The sequence below is a fragment of the Paenibacillus sp. FSL M7-0802 genome, assembly GCF_038004945.1.
In the GTDB taxonomy this organism is placed as follows: Bacteria; Bacillota; Bacilli; order Paenibacillales; family Paenibacillaceae; genus Paenibacillus; species Paenibacillus polymyxa_B.
This window is the reverse complement of the sequence record NZ_JBBOSD010000001.1, coordinates 2,509,521-2,525,601: the sequence shown is the minus strand read 5'-3', so window position 1 is coordinate 2,525,601 and position 16,081 is coordinate 2,509,521. Positions and strand designations below refer to the sequence as shown.

At 46.3% G+C, this 16,081-nt stretch carries 13 protein-coding genes; 7 read left to right on the top strand and 6 right to left on the bottom strand.

Annotated elements, in window-relative coordinates; all coding sequences use genetic code 11:
* Positions 1 to 63 precede the first annotated feature (63 nt).
* The 5 genes from MHB54_RS11800 (at position 64) to MHB54_RS11780 (ending at position 6,785) form a co-directional block, all read left to right on the top strand.
* A complete protein-coding gene (locus tag MHB54_RS11800) occupies positions 64 to 519 on the top strand; it encodes a PTS sugar transporter subunit IIA (protein ID WP_025718799.1) in 456 nt (151 codons plus the stop codon).
* Positions 519 to 836, top strand: coding sequence for a PTS fructose transporter subunit IIB (locus tag MHB54_RS11795; protein ID WP_023986530.1), 318 nt, complete (start codon positions 519 to 521; stop codon positions 834 to 836). The genes MHB54_RS11800 and MHB54_RS11795 overlap by 1 nt, the downstream gene beginning before the upstream one ends.
* 99 nt (positions 837 to 935) lie before the next feature.
* Positions 936 to 2,051, top strand: coding sequence for a PTS fructose transporter subunit IIC (locus MHB54_RS11790; protein ID WP_264454790.1), 1,116 nt, complete (start codon positions 936 to 938; stop codon positions 2,049 to 2,051).
* Positions 2,052 to 2,095: 44 nt separating this feature from the next.
* Entirely contained in the window at positions 2,096 to 4,771 is a 2,676-nt protein-coding gene (gene mngB / locus MHB54_RS11785; protein WP_254349138.1) for a mannosylglycerate hydrolase, read from the top strand.
* A gap of 46 nt (positions 4,772 to 4,817) precedes the next feature.
* Positions 4,818 to 6,785 (top strand): BglG family transcription antiterminator, encoded by a 1,968-nt coding sequence (locus tag MHB54_RS11780; protein ID WP_068938364.1) that lies wholly within the window; start codon positions 4,818 to 4,820, stop codon positions 6,783 to 6,785.
* 38 nt (positions 6,786 to 6,823) lie between these two features.
* Here MHB54_RS11780 and MHB54_RS11775 read toward each other — a convergent pair whose 3' ends face one another.
* Complete coding sequence (locus MHB54_RS11775) at positions 6,824 to 7,228, bottom strand: type II toxin-antitoxin system death-on-curing family toxin (RefSeq protein WP_023986534.1); 405 nt, start codon at positions 7,226 to 7,228, stop codon at positions 6,824 to 6,826.
* A complete protein-coding gene (locus MHB54_RS11770; protein ID WP_013308294.1) occupies positions 7,225 to 7,488 on the bottom strand; it encodes an AbrB/MazE/SpoVT family DNA-binding domain-containing protein in 264 nt (87 codons plus the stop codon). Before MHB54_RS11770 ends, MHB54_RS11775 begins: the two co-directional genes overlap by 4 nt.
* 194 nt (positions 7,489 to 7,682) lie before the next feature.
* On the opposite strand from MHB54_RS11770, the gene MHB54_RS11765 reads away from it, so the two are divergent.
* Both MHB54_RS11765 and MHB54_RS11760 read left to right on the top strand, forming a co-directional pair.
* Entirely contained in the window at positions 7,683 to 8,621 is a 939-nt protein-coding gene (locus MHB54_RS11765) for a YwqG family protein (RefSeq protein WP_053324402.1), read from the top strand.
* Positions 8,622 to 8,850: 229 nt separating this feature from the next.
* Positions 8,851 to 9,669 carry an alpha/beta fold hydrolase gene (locus MHB54_RS11760; protein ID WP_264454293.1) on the top strand — a complete coding sequence of 273 codons (819 nt, stop codon included), beginning with the start codon at positions 8,851 to 8,853 and terminating at the stop codon, positions 9,667 to 9,669.
* 192 nt (positions 9,670 to 9,861) lie between these two features.
* Here MHB54_RS11760 and MHB54_RS11755 read toward each other — a convergent pair whose 3' ends face one another.
* The 4 genes from MHB54_RS11755 to MHB54_RS11740 all read right to left on the bottom strand — a co-directional run bounded on the left by MHB54_RS11755 (position 9,862) and on the right by MHB54_RS11740 (position 16,067).
* Positions 9,862 to 12,906, bottom strand: coding sequence for a glycoside hydrolase family 2 TIM barrel-domain containing protein (locus MHB54_RS11755; protein ID WP_264454292.1), 3,045 nt, complete (start codon positions 12,904 to 12,906; stop codon positions 9,862 to 9,864).
* 52 nt (positions 12,907 to 12,958) lie between these two features.
* Complete coding sequence (locus MHB54_RS11750) at positions 12,959 to 13,783, bottom strand: carbohydrate ABC transporter permease (RefSeq protein ID WP_023986538.1); 825 nt, start codon at positions 13,781 to 13,783, stop codon at positions 12,959 to 12,961.
* Positions 13,780 to 14,676: a carbohydrate ABC transporter permease gene (locus MHB54_RS11745; protein WP_013308301.1), complete on the bottom strand. Its 897-nt coding sequence runs from the start codon at positions 14,674 to 14,676 to the stop codon at positions 13,780 to 13,782. Before MHB54_RS11745 ends, MHB54_RS11750 begins: the two co-directional genes overlap by 4 nt.
* Positions 14,677 to 14,777: 101 nt before the next feature.
* Positions 14,778 to 16,067, bottom strand: a complete 1,290-nt coding sequence (locus MHB54_RS11740; RefSeq protein WP_023986539.1) for an ABC transporter substrate-binding protein — start codon at positions 16,065 to 16,067, stop codon at positions 14,778 to 14,780.
* Positions 16,068 to 16,081: the final 14 nt, after the last annotated feature.

Below are 16,081 nucleotides of genomic sequence, written 5' to 3'. Positions count from 1 at the left end.
AGTCGGCTAAAATAAACTTGTAAGCGTTTCACCTATAGATAGAAGGGAGGAGAGACATCCACCATGATTACTAGAGAACAGATTTATTTGGATGAGAAGCTGGAGACCAAATCGGCTGTGTTTGAGTTTATTGCTCAAGAGGCTGAAAAGCTGGGTGTCACCGTCCATAGGGAGCAACTGGTGCAGGATTTGTGGGAGAGGGAAAAGGTATATTCGACAGGGCTTCAGGATCAGTTTGCCATACCTCATACGCAGAGCGAAGTGGTCACCAGACCAGCAGTCCTCGTGATCCGATTGGAACATAGCATTGACTGGGCCTCTCATGATGGCAAGCCTGTCCAGTATATTTTTAGTATTTTGGTGCCTAAAGGGTCCGTGGATGTATCCCATTTACAAATTATTTCCTCGCTCGCAACCCTGCTCTTAGAGGATTCCTTTAAAGAGGCGGTAGCGGGTGCCAATAGCAGCGGCGATGTATATCATTTGCTGGAACAGTATACAGAAGGGTTGGTGTCATAATGAAAATTGTAAGCGTTACATCCTGTATCGCAGGGTTGGCTCATACTCCAATGGCGGCAAAAGCACTGGAAAAGGCGGCGGCACAGCTCGGTCACCATATTAAAGTGGAGCAGCAAGGCGCACTAGGCCAAGTGAACAAACTTACGGAGGAAGACATTGCAGCGGCGGATTTTGTACTGATTGCCTCGGATCAGACAGTGAAGGATGCAGAGCGTTTTGAAGATAAAAGAATTGTTCGCGTTAAAATCGGTCATGCGGTCAACAATGCGGAAGCGGTTCTTACCAAAGCGGTGGAGGCCATCTCTGCTCAAAAATAAGATTAGGGAGGCAACACGGACAATCAGCAGCGTAGATGATCTGAATGATATCCGATGAGCCTTTGAATAACAGTAGTATTCATGATGGGGGAGAACATGATGAAAAAATGGCTGAGTGAAGCTAAAAAGCATCTGATGACAGGCATTTCTTACCTGCTTCCGGTTATTATTGCAGGCTCCTTGATTGTTGCCGTGTGTAAAATTATCGGCCTGACAATGGGTGTCACTGACTTTGGTCCATATGCTGACAAAAGTGGATTTCTTCATATTTTATACTTAGTCGAAAATGTAGGCTGGCGCGGAATTGGACTGCTAAACATGGTTCTGGCTGGGTATATCGCCTATTCAATTGCCGACAAGCCTGCACTTGCTGCAGGGCTGATTGGCGGCGTGCTGGCACAGGAGACGAATGCGGGATTCTTGGGCGCTCTTGTTGCAGGTTTTTTCGCGGGGTATGTCACCCTCTGGGTGAAAAACAAAGTGAAAATCACAGGTCCGGCCGCAGGTTCTGTTCCGCTAATTATTTTGCCGCTCATTACGGTAGGCTTAACCGGGATTCTCATGTCCGTCATCCTGGGTGGGCCGTTGAGCGCGATTAATGAAGGACTGGTCAACTGGATTAAGCATATGAGTGAGAGCGGAACCAGCACCTTGGTGCTAGCCTTAATTTTGGGAGCCATGATTGGGTTCGATCTTGGGGGTCCCGTCAATAAAGCAGCCTGGATGGCGGGAAATGCGTTATTCCTGTCGGGTGTGTATTTACCCAATATTTTCGTAAACATTGCCATCTGTATTCCACCGCTAGGCTATGGAATTGCAACCCTAATTCTGAAACATCGCTTTTCCAAAACATATCGGGAAGCTGGAAAAGGCTCCGTGATCATGGGCATTATCGGAATTACGGAAGGGGCTATTCCGTTTACACTGCGTAACCCTGCCAAGCTGATTCCATTAAATATGATTGCCTGCGCAGCAGGTGCAGCATTGACGGCTTTGCTGGGCGCACATGTCATCATGCCTCCAATTGGCGGTTTGTATGGCGCCATCTCCGTAGGTACTCCGTTTGCATATCTGGCTGGAGGGGTTACAGGCGCATTAATCATTGTGGCAGGAACCTTGCTCGTCAATTTCCGTGAGGAAGAACAGCAGCAGGCTGAAACGAAAGAGGCCTCTGTTAAGAAAAATGGAGAAGACATTGAGCTTTTATTTGACTAAATATCACTAGATAAAGAATAGACAGCATGGAGGGAGAACGAGATATGAGCCGTACGAAAGTGCATGTCATACCACATACTCACTGGGATCGGGAATGGTATTTTACCACTTCCAGATCCAAAGTCTACTTGGTGAAGCATGTGAAAGAAGTATTGGATGCGTTGGAGAATGGGGACGGTTTTAAATACTATCTTTTGGATGCCCAAGGGTCCTTGCTTGACGATTATACCCGCTGGTGCCCGGAGGATGAAGAGCGCATTCGCCGTCTGGTAAGCGATAAACGCCTGATGACCGGGCCGTGGTATACGCAGACGGATCAATTGGTGATTTCCGGTGAATCGATGGTCCGTAATCTGTATTACGGTATGGAAACGGCGCAGAAATATGGTCATGCCATGAAGGTCGGTTATGTGCCGGATGCCTTCGGCCAGTCGGCGCAGATGCCGCAGATTTATCAGGAGTTCGGTATTCGGCATTTTCTATTCTGGCGCGGGGTAGCCGATAATACGAATCCTAAAACCGAGTTTTTGTGGAAGGGGTCGGATGGCAGTCAGGTGTTTGCGGTACAGATGCCGTTTGGCTACTACTATGGTGGGAATATTCCAGAGGAAGCGGGAGAACTTGAGGCGTATCTCGACAGCCAGATCGGTGCGCTGGAAGAAAAAGCGTCTACCCGCCATGTTTATTTTCCCAATGGTTTCGACCAAGCACCTATCCGCCTGAACTTGCCAGAATTGATTCGCACATTCAACGAGCTGGACCCGGAACGGGAATATGTGATGAATGAGCCGGAACGTTTCCTTGAAGAGATTGAAAAGGACAGCAACGACCTTCCTGTACTGGAAGGAGAGCTTATGGAAGCCAAGCATATGCGTATTCATAAGTCGATTTTTTCCACACGAGCTGACCTTAAGCAGCAAAATAACGAGATTGAACATTTAATCGTGAACACGCTGGAGCCTGTACTGTCGATCAGCCATGCACTTGGGCATGAATATCCACATTATATCGTGAAGGATATATGGAAGCTCTTGTTTGAAAATGCAGCCCACGACAGCATTGGTGGATGCAATAGTGATACGACGAATCGGGATGTGGCTTTTCGTTATAAGCAGGCGCGGGATATCGCGGAGAATGTATTGGAGCTGCACAAGCGACTGATCGCGTCGAAGATTAAGCAGGAGGAGACTTTTGCCTTCACCATCTTTAATACGTTGCCTTACCCGCGCAAGGGAGTGACAGAAATTGATGCTTACTTGCCGGAAGGAAGCTTTGTCATTCGGGATACGAACGGTCAGCAGCTTTTGTATACGATTACCGAGAAAGTGGAACAAACAGACTACGTGCTCGGTCAGCATATTGATCTGAATCCGAGCAAAAAGGTGTACCTGCCTGAGCGTGTATTCCGTGCCAAGCTGTTGGTGGAGCTTCAGGAAGTACCTGCTATGGGGTACACACAAATTATATTTGATTTTAGTGCAACAGGGGATACAACAGTAGAACGTAGCAACGGAAAACATATTGAAAATGAATTCTATAGCATAGCCGTACAGGAGAACGGGGCATTAAGCATCACGGATAAAATTTCGGGACGTGTGTACTCAGATCAGATGGTGTTCGAGGAAAACGGAGATGACGGAGATTCCTACAACTATTCTCCACCGGAACGTGATCTTACAGTTTCTTCGCTGGGTGCTGATGTGGAGACAATAACATCCAAAAGTACGGTATCCGAAGAATTGTCCCTTCGGATGAAACTGAAGGTTCCGTATGATTTAAATGAGCGTTCCGCTGCTGGGACTTCAGCTGAGTTGCCACTCCAGGCATCGGTGTCCTTGCGGAAAGGTGAACGCCTGATACGCTTCTCGGTGGATGTGGACAACCGAGTGCTGAGTCACCGTCTGCGGGTGCTATTTGATACTGGGATTGCCTCTAAGCTATCTATTGCAGATCAGCCGTTCGGAGTCATTGCCCGTCCAACTACGCTGGAGGAAGTAAAGGTATGGGAACGGGAGCAGTGGACGGAAAAGCCGATCACCATTGAAGCTATGCAAAGCTATGTTGCATTAAACGATGGTTCCCATGGGGTAGCCGTGATGACTGAAGGAGTAAGGGAATATGAAGTCATTGGGCATGAACATGATACAATAGCGCTGACGTTATTCCGCACTTTTGGTTATATGGGCAAGGAGAATCTGCTATACCGCCCGGGTCGTGCCTCAGGAGAAAAGATCGTAGAAACGCCAGATGCACAGCTGCTCGGTGAGCTTACATTTACGTTTGCTCTACATGTCCACGAGTCCGGGTTTGATGAGGCGGGCATTGCTCAAGCGGCCAAGGAATATTTAACACCATTGTCCAGCTACCAGTTGTCTGATTTTCTGAACGGCCGTTTAATTTTTGCCTTCCGAGACGAAGAAAGAATATTTGAGCAAAACTATAGCCTGTTATCTTTTAGCAAGGATTCCAATGTAATCTTGAGTGCATTCAAGAAAGCAGAGCATAGTGATGGTTATATCGTCCGTGTATTTAATCCTTATTTAGAGAAAAATGCGACTGCACATATCACATACAGCGAATCGGCCCATTACGAGTTGGTTTCGCTGGATGAGCGTTCGAAGGGAGAAACATTGGTTTCGTCCGATACGGAAGGTGCACAATTGCCGGAATTGCAGCATTGCAAGCTGTTAACGGTACTGGTAACCCCGGAATTGAACTAACGTGGAAGTAAAATACGGTTTATCGGAAAGGAGGTCTTATATCTACATGATTTTTCCCTACAAACGCTTGAAAAAGCTGTACCAGCTCGTCAGTGGAAATGATCAAGGCTGGTCTTGGACCACCAAAGCGCTCGCTGAGCGGCTGGAGGTAACAGAGCGGACCATCCGCGATGATCTTAAGAAGCTGGACAGTATGCTGAATGAATATGGAGCATATTTGGAATCCAAGAGGGGTAGCGGCTATACGATTAGGGTTGATGACCGTGAGAAATACCATTTTTTTGCGGATGAAAGTCAGGAAGAAACAGAAGTAAGTCAGCAGCTACCGGGGGCTCCAGAAGAGCGCATACGGTATGAGCTGTTCAAGCTGCTGAATGCGAGGGAATACGTGAAGATGGAGGATCTCGCCGATGAGCTGTATATTAGCCGGGCCACGATGAATAATGATTCTAAAATCATCCGTCGGATTCTGGAGGATTATAGCCTTACTCTGCGCACCAAGCCGGGACATGGTGTAAAGGTGATTGGGGAAGAAAAGAGTATTCGTTACTGCCTGGCTGAATATGCTGACGTCCGCGATGAAGAGGGACAACGCAGCGACATGCCCTTGGAACAACAACAGCTGTTTCAAGGATTGGATCTACCGCAGATCCGGACAATTATTCTAAAGCATTTGCGGAGCGTTGGGACCAAAATGGCTGATTTGGCGCTGAAAGATCTCATCACTCATTTGGCGGTCATGGTGCTGCGAGTGAAGGAAGGACATGGTTTAGAACGCTTTGAGGCGGTGGTGGGCAGTCCGCGGGATATTGAATTGGCTAGCGCCATGCTGAGGGAGATGGAAGAGGCCTTTGGCATCACCTGTCCAGAAGGAGAGTTCGATTATGTTCTGCTGCATGTCGTCAGCAAAAAGATGGCCGAAACCGAGTGGGAGCGCCTCCAATCTGACCGTCTCTTTTTGGCAGTGCGCGGGATGTTGGCATTCGTCTACGAACGCTTTACCTATGACTTGCGTGACGATGAACGGCTGTCCAAGGATTTATTTGTACATTTGAAGCCAATGCTGACCCGGCTGGAGCATGGTATGAACATGCGTAATCCACTGCTTGGACATATTCGCAAGTATTATCCGCTTGCCTATGAAATCACAGTTGGTGCGGTAAAAGAACTACAAAAATCGTTTCCGTACGACATCAACGATAACGAAATCGGTTATTTGGCACTTCATATCGGGGCTGCATTGGAACGCAAATACAATATCCCTCATCGGCGTCGCAAAACCGTGTTGCTGGTGTGCGGCTCCGGCTACGGAACCGCCCGGATTCTAGAATCCAGGCTGCGTTCGCTGTTCGCTGAGCTGGATGTATCCCGAGTGGTTTCACTTCGGGAATACGAGGAGATGTCCACCGTCGATGAGGACCTCGTCGTTTCGACCATTCACTTACAGCAGCGTAAGGATAAACCGTCCGCGGTGATTAGCCCGATTCCTTCGGAACGGGATATGGAGACAATGACGCGGATGGTACGGGCCAGCGATGAGGAACAGGAAACTTCACTGCTACGGTATTTTGACAAGCAATGGTTTATGACCCGATCCGATCAGCCGAGCAAAGATGCCCTGATTGAAGAAATGAGTGGTATTTTAAAGCAAAAAGGAGTGGTGACCGACAAGTTTTTGCCAGCAGTCAAAGAAAGAGAGAAGCTGGGCTCTACTGCCCTAGATCGAGGGATGGCCATCCCCCATCCCCTGGAGCTAAGCTCTAACCGAACGGTCGTAAGCGTGTGCTTGCTGGAAAATCCGATTCCTTGGGATGCCAACCATGAGGTTCATGTGGTATTCCTGCTTTCAATCTGCAAAGAGGACTACGAACAGGCCATGGGGATTTATGATTTGTTTGTAGAACTGATCCGCCAGGAAGAGACGCTGGAACGATTAAAGCATTGCCATTCCTTTGATGCCTTTATGCTAATCGCCCGTCAGGTGCTTGCAGTCAAGAGCAATGATTACCATTGAACCTAAAAAAGAGATCATTCGTGATCTCTTTTTTAGGTTCACACATGTAGTTTGGAAGAGTGGAGCTCGATTAATAAAGCCAGCTGATTCAACGAAAATTTATGATTAACCATATCTACAGTAAAGTCTTCGGCTGCTTTCTGATCCATTTTAAATTGAAAGCCATTGTAGCGCAAAAAAATGAGTAATGCAGTAAAAGCTGTTCGCTTGTTTGCATTGTGAAAAGGATGGTTTTGCCCTAGGGATTCGAATAATGCAGCGGCTTTGCTGAATATTGTGGGGTACGCATCTTCACTAAAAGCTGAAGATTGAGGACGTAGAACAGCAGACTCAAGTAGACTGGTATCTTTGACGCCGATTTGTTCGCCTTTGCTGTATCTTTCAATCATAGCGACATTAATAGCTATAACTTCTTGAATGGTTAAGAAACGAATGCTGCTCATCTATCCTTAAGTCCTTTAAGGGTTTCGTCATATGAATCCATTACTTGAGAAAGATTTTCAAGAAAATCATCACTTAACCCTGAGGGCAGAGTTATTTTGTTCGATTTTTGTATAATGATTTGTCCGCTCTTGTGATCTACTTCAACCTGAACTGTATCTCCTTGGCCCAGTCCGAGCTGCTTAATGGCTTCTGTCATAGTAATCCCTAAGCTATTTCCGAATTTAGTAATTTTACGTTCCATTCCAATCACCTTACCCATCTCTTTATCCTCCTTATTATACTATTCAACTGTTATAACAATTATACATGGTTTCAGGGTATATAAACATATACTTTTTAATTCAACTTATATCTGCTAGAAAAATAGATTGTCAGGCTTTTATTTGGTAATCTGGGGTAAGGGTTTAAATGGTTGCAGGCTATATTATTACTTCATGAAAAGGGGCGAGCGAGATGCTACAACCACTATTAAAGGATGAACTGACTCGAATACTGGAAGGGCATTCACTGGATGAAGATTTAAAAGAAGAGATTCATCAGGAAGCTCAAGCTGCTATACAATTTCATGTGGAGCATGAGGAAAATTACGAACACATTGGAAATAGTCGGATCGCCGGCTATCCAGATCTGCCACCCACGATGGAGTGGCCGTGTGATTCAGACGGAGAATATTATACGTTTATTGCTCAAATTAATTTGGGCGAGCTACCTTTTTCACCATTTGAGGGATTGCCTCATCAGGGCATACTTTACTTTTTTCTTGGGCTGGATGAGCCCGCCTATGATATTGACCATAAAATCTTTTACTATAACGGTGACAGCAGCGCTTTGAAGAAAACCTTGCCACCGACCGGGAAGGTTGAAGTATGTGCTGAGAACAGGGGTTTCACATCTTATGCAATTTCTTTTCAGCCGATTGTTACCCTGCGGTCGGAGGGTGAACTAGGAGATGTTCTTGTAGATCAGTATGAAGAGCTGTATGAGCTTGTTTGTGAACAAAGTGACACGGTGTGGGGTCAGCATCAATCTTTTGCCGGGAACACCCTCCGGGATGCTTACCTACGCCGAAACGGGCTAGAGGGTCTTCTGTTTAACTGGCATAAGAGTGAGAGTCAGATCCATAAGGAAATCGAGCAAGCTATGCATAGGGAAAGTACGGATTATGCGGAGCATTTACGATCCGAAGTGCTGCCTCAGCTGCAAGAATATCAGACGAATCGAGAGAAGCACGATCGAGCTTCGGAAAATTGGCATGTTCTGCTCTCGGTCTCTTCTTTGGACGAGGTTGGTATGTGCTGGTGGGACGCAGGGTATTTGGAATTTTTGATCGATCAAAGAGACTTGAAGAACCTTGATTTCACGCGAACGTATGTTAATTTGGCAACGAGCTAGCTAAAGTTCTAGACTGGGAAAATAAAGTATTAAAGCGACGTTGTTTTATTAAGCTAACGGGCAGGTTAGTTTAACTCCAGAAACAAGAATAGGGAACAAGTGTTCTTTACATGTATTATATATGAGTATATAATCAAAACGAACCGGAGATCTGGTTTGCTTGATAAAACAATGTAGATTCTTCTTTAGTGTAAGAATATTATAAATAAATCAATTTTGGAGGGTCTGTATGCCATATTGTAAAGTCAAGAATGCCAATATATATTACGAGGAAATTGGTAAAGGCAAACCAATTGTAATGATCCATGGTTTTACACCAGACCATCGGTTAATGAGTGGGTGCATGGAACCGATATTTGAAGATAATCCCGATTGGCGTCGTATCTATCTTGACCTGCCTGGAATGGGACAAACAAAGGACTACGATCAAATATGTAATTCAGATGATATGCTAGAAGCAGTTATAAATTTTATTGAAACTCTTGTCCCAAACCAAGATTATCTCATAGCAGGCGAATCGTACGGTGGATATATTACAAGGGGAATAATTAATAGACATAAAGATCGTATTGGTGGAGCTGCTCTGATTTGTCCATTAATTATTCCTGAACACAAAAGAAGAATACTGCCCGAGCATTTTGTTGTTCATTGTGATCGCGAGTTTATGGGCACCTTAAGTGAAGAGCAAATAAGTGATTTTAGCGCAAATCAAGTCGTTCTCAATGAATATAATTGGAAAAGGTATTCTGAAGAGATAGTGGCAGGTTGTAAGATCGCTGACTACGATTTTCTTAGCAAGATTCAAAGAAACTATGGATTTTCTACCAATATAGATAAATTAGTTTTTGATAAACCAACAGTATTTACCCTTGGGCGACAAGATGCAGTCGTTGGTTACATAGATGCTTTTAGAATTTTAGAAAATTATCCTAGAGCAACCTTCGTCGTTTTAGATCGAGCAGGGCATAATCTTCAGATTGAACAGGCTCTATTATTTGAGTCACTTATGCGTGAGTGGCTTGAAAGAGTAACAGAGTTTGGATTTTAGTTTTATATTAATCCATGGAACTAACGGGAAACGTTGATTCAATGAAACAACGACAACCTAGGACTTTATTTTCTGCTGACAGTATGATTGGAATGATAAAATACAAAAGCCCTTCCAGCTTTAGCTTCTCATGAGGGAAGCAGCGGAAGGGCTTTTGTTATATCTACTTGTCTATACAGTGAGCGTGCTTATTTATACTCGTTGCACGGTAAATTCGAATTCCAGCTTTTGATCGGCTGTAATTTGGTATTCTTCATGTACCGGAGCTCCCCAGCTATCGTCGCCGCCTACGCCCATTTGTTTACCGGCTATGGTGACAACGGTGTAATACACGTTTGGTAGCTCATACAGATGGTAGGCACTTTCCAGCTCAAACGCTGTAAACGGCGAAATATTGCATTCCACAGGTGCGGTGGCAGGAGCAGTAATGCGAATACCGCGTTGAGAATCGTCGGTAATATCGACACGGCGCACGCCTGTACGGTTACCGGATTCCTGCGGTACGACATACCCGGATACGTTATCCGCAGCTTCGTTACGGAATACGCCTAGTCTCGCGCCAAAGGCACGGTCGATGTAATTCTCTTCCGGTCCCATCGCGTACCAGTCCAGATGGCGGTAGTCTGCCGGAACCTTGAACGAAAGGGCAAAGATCGGCAGATTAGGCAGTCCTGAGACGCCTTCATAAGTCGATTTTACGTTCAGACTGCCATCCGCCAAGACGGTGTAGGCTACCGTTACCTGTACGTCGGCATGAATGCTTAGGGTGTAGCGGAACGTAATGGTCACACGGTCTGTCTGCTCTTCCGTGACCTCGATGCCTACACATTTACGCGTCAGGCTTGCAGCGAACCAGCCACCGGCTTCGAAGCCCAGAGCAGTTCCCCGATCATTGTCTGTGGTCGCCCGCCAGAACAATGGGGCAGGAGGCATGGCGATCATCTCACGTCCGGCGTAGCGAAGTGAAGTCAGGCTGCCTGCTCCTTTGGAGAACATGATACTGAAATCTGCACCGTGAACGCCAATGTTAACATCGCCATGCACCACTCGTAGGGCTCCACCTGTAGGAGCTCTCAGCGGATTTGGATCTTCCACAATGAAAATATGTTGTCCGAAGGCTACTTCATGCCCAGCCTCAGCCCAGAGCGTCGCTTCCTTCAATACGAGCGCCGTGTGAATGACATATTCCCCAGGCTTCTTGTCTGTGCTTGGGAACGTCAATGGAATATACGCTTCGGTCTGAGCCGCCACATCTACATGAATGGCATTACGTGCGATTTCTTGGCCTTCATGCAGTAGACTGTATACTAGCTCATAGTCGCCCGTTCCCTCGAACAGGCTTTCATTGCGAATGGTTACGCCTTTGGTATCCGGGGTGAGCTTCAGATTTTGATACAGGAATTTGACCTCCTGCATCTTCGGCGAAACCTTCCGGTCCGCATAGACAATTCCGTCCGTACAGAAGCCATAGTCTGTGGCACGGTCGTCAAAGTCGCCGCCGATCGCGAGGTACTCGCGTCCGTAGCGATCTTTTTTCATAACAGCCTGATCAATATAATCCCATATAAAACCGCCCTGATACAGCTCATATTTGTTCTCCAGCTCTGTATACTTGTGCATGCCGCCTACGGAATTGCCCATCGCATGCATGTATTCGCAACTGATATACGGCTTTTGCGGATTGTCGTTTAGATATTGCTCGATATCTGCGGGTTTGGCGTACATCCGGCTCTCCATATCGCTGGTATCATCGTACGTACGGTTGTGAAACACGCCTTCGTAGTGTACCAAACGGCTCGGGTCGGTGGCTCGGAAATAGTTGGCTACATTGCGCAGCACTTCACCTGCATATGACTCATTGCCGCAGGACCAAATCAGAATGGACGCATGGTTTTTGTCCCGTTCCAGCATGGAAATGGCGCGATCCATGACGATATCCTGCCACTCAGGCAGATTGGCGGGAATATTCCACGATGGCTCGACGGCGCCGAGTTTTTGCCAGGAACCGTGTGTTTCCAAGTTCATTTCATCAATTACATAGACCCCGTACTCATCGCATAGCTCATACCACAGAGTCTGATTTGGATAATGAGAGGTACGAACAGCGTTCATATTGTTCTGCTTGAGCGTCCGGATATCCCACAGCATATCTTCACGGGAAATCGCACGTCCGGTGCGAGCGTTAAATTCATGGCGGTTCACACCTTTAAAGACGATGCGTTTGCCGTTCAAATGCATGACCTTGTTTATCAGCTCAAATTTACGGAAGCCAATTTTTTGTGGAATGACTTCCACGAGCGATCCACTGGCATCATAAATTTGAATGAACAACGTGTACAAATAAGGTTTCTCCGCGCTCCAGCGCTGCACTTGCTCCAAGGCTGCTGACAGCGAAGCTGTGCCATCAGTAAAGTCAGCTTTCAAAGAAGCTACAACATGGCCGGCAGCATCTTTCACATCGACAGTTGCATAGGCCGTTGCCGGCTTTTCCAAGGTCAATTTCAGCTCCAGAAGGCCCTGCGTGTAGGAAGCATCCAGATCCGCTTTGGCATGTAGGTCACGTACGTGAAGAGTAGGGATGGTATAGAGATATACGTCTCTGAAAATACCGGAAAAACGCCAAAAGTCCTGATCCTCCAGCCACGCTCCCGTACTTCTTTGATATACCTCTACTGCCAGCTTGTTTTCGCCTGCTTGCAGGAACGGTGTCAGTTCAAAATCAGACGGTGTAAAGCTGTCCTCGCTGTAACCGACAAATTGTCCGTTCAGCCATACATAGAAAGCCGACTCGACGCCTTGGAAGGAAATGAACACAGGCTGCGCGCCCGAAGCCATATTTTCCGGCAAAACAAAGCTTTTGATATAGCTCCCGACCGGGTTGTGGTCCTCCGGAATATGGGGTGGACGAACGTCCGAATGTCCGTCCCATGGATACATCGTATTCACGTACTGCATTTGGCCAAAGCCTTGCGTCTGAATGTGACCCGGTACCTGAATATCGCTCCAGCCGCCATACTCAAAGCCAGGGGCATAGAACTCTACCGGACGGCTGGCTGGATTCGTTGCATAGTTAAACTTCCAGCTCCCATTCAGGCTATGACGCCAAGCCATATCAGCTTGCTGCTCCGCTTCCTGAAGCGTAGCGTAATATTTGTGATCGGAATAGGCGGGCAGCCGATGTACAGCAAATTTGGTTACGTCGGTCAGCCAGTCCAGACTAGGGGTATGGATGGTCAAGGCGAACACTCCTTATTTTTAAAATGAACTGAAGATCGTACACAGAAGTCTGTTATTTAACCGAACCCACCATGCCCGCTACAAAGTGTTTCTGCATCAGGAAGAATACCAGTGCAGTCGGCAGTGTGGACAGGACAATGGCGATCATGATGACACCGTAATCCGGTGCATAGCTGGAGCCAAGGTTCGAGATCAACAGCGGAATCGTTTGATTCTCCGGCGTTTGCAGCACAATCAGAGGCCAGAGGTAGTTGTTCCAGCTGGACATGAATGTGATGATTGCGGCAGCGGCATAGGTTGTTTTCATCGTGGGCATATACACCCGGAAGAACAGACCCAGCTCGGATAATCCATCCATACGACCTGCTTCCAGTAGATCCTTAGGAAACATCTTGGTGCTTTGACGGAAAAAGAAGATCAGGAACGCCGTAGTTACGGTCGGAATGACGACAGAAGAGAGTGTATCAATACCGATCCACGGTATGACATTAGAAATACTGCCGAACATCCGGTAGAGCGGGATCATGATCGCCGCAAACGGAATCATCATAGACATCAGCAGGATATTGAAGACAACGTCTTTCGCTTTACTTCTGTAAATTTCAAAGCCATAACCGGCCAGTGATGCGATTAGCATAGCCAGCAGCGTAGTTGAGATGGAGACTTTTGCAGAGTTACTTAGTGCGGTAACGATGTCTACTTTTTCAAGCAAATTGTGCATGTTATCCATCAAATGGGAGCCAGGCAGAAGCTTGCCTTTGGTCACATCGACCGACAGGTTCGTGGAGCTGGATAGCATCCAGAGGAACGGGAAAATCGAAACGAACGACACAAGGATCAGAAAGGCGTACGTAAATGCTCTTTTTGTTTTCATCATTTTTTCTCACCTGCCACTTTGAACTGGATAATTGACAAGATAATAATCATAATGACGATGGAATAAGATACGGTCGCCGCATAACCAAAGTCGGATGAATATTTGAAGGACAGATTGTAAATATATTGCGAAATTGAAGATGTCGCGTTCCCTGGCCCACCCTTGGTAATATTCATAATTTCATCGAAGAGTTGGAGTGTACCAATCGTTGATGTAATCGAAGTGAACAGGATAATCGGCTTAAGCAGTGGAACTGTAATGCTGAAAAACTGTCGGATAGGGGAAGCTCCGTCAATACGGGCCGCTTCGTAGATGGAACTGTCAATGTTCTGAAGACCGGATAGGTAAAAGATCATATTATAACCAGTCCAGCGCCATGTGATCGCGATAATAATCGTAACCTTGGCCCAGAAAGGATCTGTAATCCATTGGATGGGCGTGCCAATCACGTGCAGATTCAGCAATAAGGAGTTTACCAGACCGTCGGACGAGAACAAGTACTTGAAGACAACCGAATAGGCTACAAGGGATGTGATACACGGCAAGAAGATAGCTGTGCGGAAAAAGCCCTTGAATTTCAGGTTTTTATCATTCAACAATACCGAAATGAACAGAGCCAGAATGACCATCAAAGGTACCTGGAAAATTAAATAGATAAACGTATTCTTCACGGCGGTTATAAACATTTTATCGGTGAAGAGTCGCTTGTAGTTATCAATGCCGTTAAAGCTCAGATTAGACCCTGTACCTGTCTTAAAGGACAAGATAAGCGCCTGAATCATCGGATAGAAATAAAAAGCGGCGATCATGATCACTGCGATGGATATGAACAACCATCCTGTCATACCTGCTTTGAGACGTGTTGTAGTTATTTTGGGCGCGGCTGTCTTCATACCATGTCAACTCCCTGTGCAGCAATAAAACCTTGAACTCGCAAGCCCAAGGTTTTAAGTGCTTATCGTTTTATTGTTTAGCCTTGGCTAGATGGACTGTCTTATTTAAGCTGTGCTTCCGCCTGTCCTTGAGCATCTTTCAGAACTGCGTCTACATCTTTTCCGTTCAGATAGTTTTGAATTTCAACGGTCATGATATCCTCAATGGCATACGTGTGCAGGCCATAATTGACTTTTGGAACTTGCTTAGTCCATTCTGCAAATTTCTTGTATACTTTGTCGCCTCCGAAGTACGGATCTTCCACGTCATAAGCTTTACCGCTGGAAGCTGCGTTCAATGAACCGACAATTCCAATTTTGCTCAGCATATCTTGATACAGCTCTTGATCTGTTCCGAATGTCTCTTTCAGGAAATCAGCAGCGGTATCTTGACCGTCCGAGTTAAGGACATACCAGGAGCTGCCGCCGAGGCTGGAAGCATTCACGGATTCAGGTATATTTTTCAGCTTAGGGAAAGGAACAACGGCCCATTTACCCGATTGCGAAGCTTCTGCTTTGATCGAAGGTGTAATCCAGTTACCTGTAGGTACGGAAGCAACTGCACCGCTGTTGAATGCGGCCAGGAACTGACTCCAGTCGGCATTCATTTTAACAATGTTAGCGTCGAACAAGGATTTGTACGTCAAGAGCGCTTCTTTCAGAGCTGGATTACCAGCCAGGTTTGGTGTTTTACCGTCTTCTTTCAGGTACCATGAACCTGCAGTTTGGATCATACCACGGATCAGACCGAGGTCATTTGGATCTTGAGTCAGCATTTCTTTGCCTGTTTTTTGTTTTACGGCTTTACCAATTTCAATAAATTTGTCCCAATCAATATTAGTCAGGTCCGCTACTTTGTAGCCGGCTTGTTCCAGATAATCCGTTCTTACATACAGTCCCATAACACCGGAGTCGAATGGAACACCATACTGCTTGCCGTTGTAGCTAGTCGGTCCGATTTTATAATCAGCGAAGTCGGTTGCTTTGATCGTGCTGCTCATATCATGGAAAGAATCGGGATAGGCTTGCAGGAAGTTCTGTGCCCGATAATCCTCGATCAGAACCACGTTCGGCAGTCCTTTGGTAGAACCGGAGTTAAGACCGGCATTCATTTTTTGTACGATATCGTTTTGAGCATATTCAACAATGTTTACGGTTACATCTGGATGTTTGGCAACGTAGCGATCTTTTGCCAGCTTCAGGGCTGCGATATTAAAGTTCGGGTCCCAAGCCCAGACGGTGATTTCTTTTTTGCCTGAATCTGTGGTAGTCGCTGCTTTCTCGGAATTGCTGGAGCATGCGGATAGCAAGATCAAGCTTGCAATCAGCAGAAGGAAAGTCATTTTTTTCATTTTGTTCAACCCCT

What these genes read in the sequence shown, in the direction of transcription:
- MHB54_RS11750 (WP_023986538.1), bottom strand. Translation starts at nt 13,783, where the DNA reads ATGATGAAAACAAAAAGAGCATTTACGTACGCCTTTCTGATCCTTGTG.
- MHB54_RS11740 (WP_023986539.1), bottom strand. Translation starts at nt 16,067, where the DNA reads ATGAAAAAAATGACTTTCCTTCTGCTGATTGCAAGCTTGATCTTGCTA.
- MHB54_RS11760 (WP_264454293.1), top strand. Translation starts at nt 8,851, where the DNA reads ATGCCATATTGTAAAGTCAAGAATGCCAATATATATTACGAGGAAATT.
- MHB54_RS11800 (WP_025718799.1), top strand. Translation starts at nt 64, where the DNA reads ATGATTACTAGAGAACAGATTTATTTGGATGAGAAGCTGGAGACCAAA.
- mngB (WP_254349138.1), top strand. Translation starts at nt 2,096, where the DNA reads ATGAGCCGTACGAAAGTGCATGTCATACCACATACTCACTGGGATCGG.
- MHB54_RS11795 (WP_023986530.1), top strand. Translation starts at nt 519, where the DNA reads ATGAAAATTGTAAGCGTTACATCCTGTATCGCAGGGTTGGCTCATACT.
- MHB54_RS11745 (WP_013308301.1), bottom strand. Translation starts at nt 14,676, where the DNA reads ATGAAGACAGCCGCGCCCAAAATAACTACAACACGTCTCAAAGCAGGT.
- MHB54_RS11780 (WP_068938364.1), top strand. Translation starts at nt 4,818, where the DNA reads ATGATTTTTCCCTACAAACGCTTGAAAAAGCTGTACCAGCTCGTCAGT.
- MHB54_RS11790 (WP_264454790.1), top strand. Translation starts at nt 936, where the DNA reads ATGAAAAAATGGCTGAGTGAAGCTAAAAAGCATCTGATGACAGGCATT.
- MHB54_RS11775 (WP_023986534.1), bottom strand. Translation starts at nt 7,228, where the DNA reads ATGAGCAGCATTCGTTTCTTAACCATTCAAGAAGTTATAGCTATTAAT.
- MHB54_RS11770 (WP_013308294.1), bottom strand. Translation starts at nt 7,488, where the DNA reads ATGGGTAAGGTGATTGGAATGGAACGTAAAATTACTAAATTCGGAAAT.
- MHB54_RS11765 (WP_053324402.1), top strand. Translation starts at nt 7,683, where the DNA reads ATGCTACAACCACTATTAAAGGATGAACTGACTCGAATACTGGAAGGG.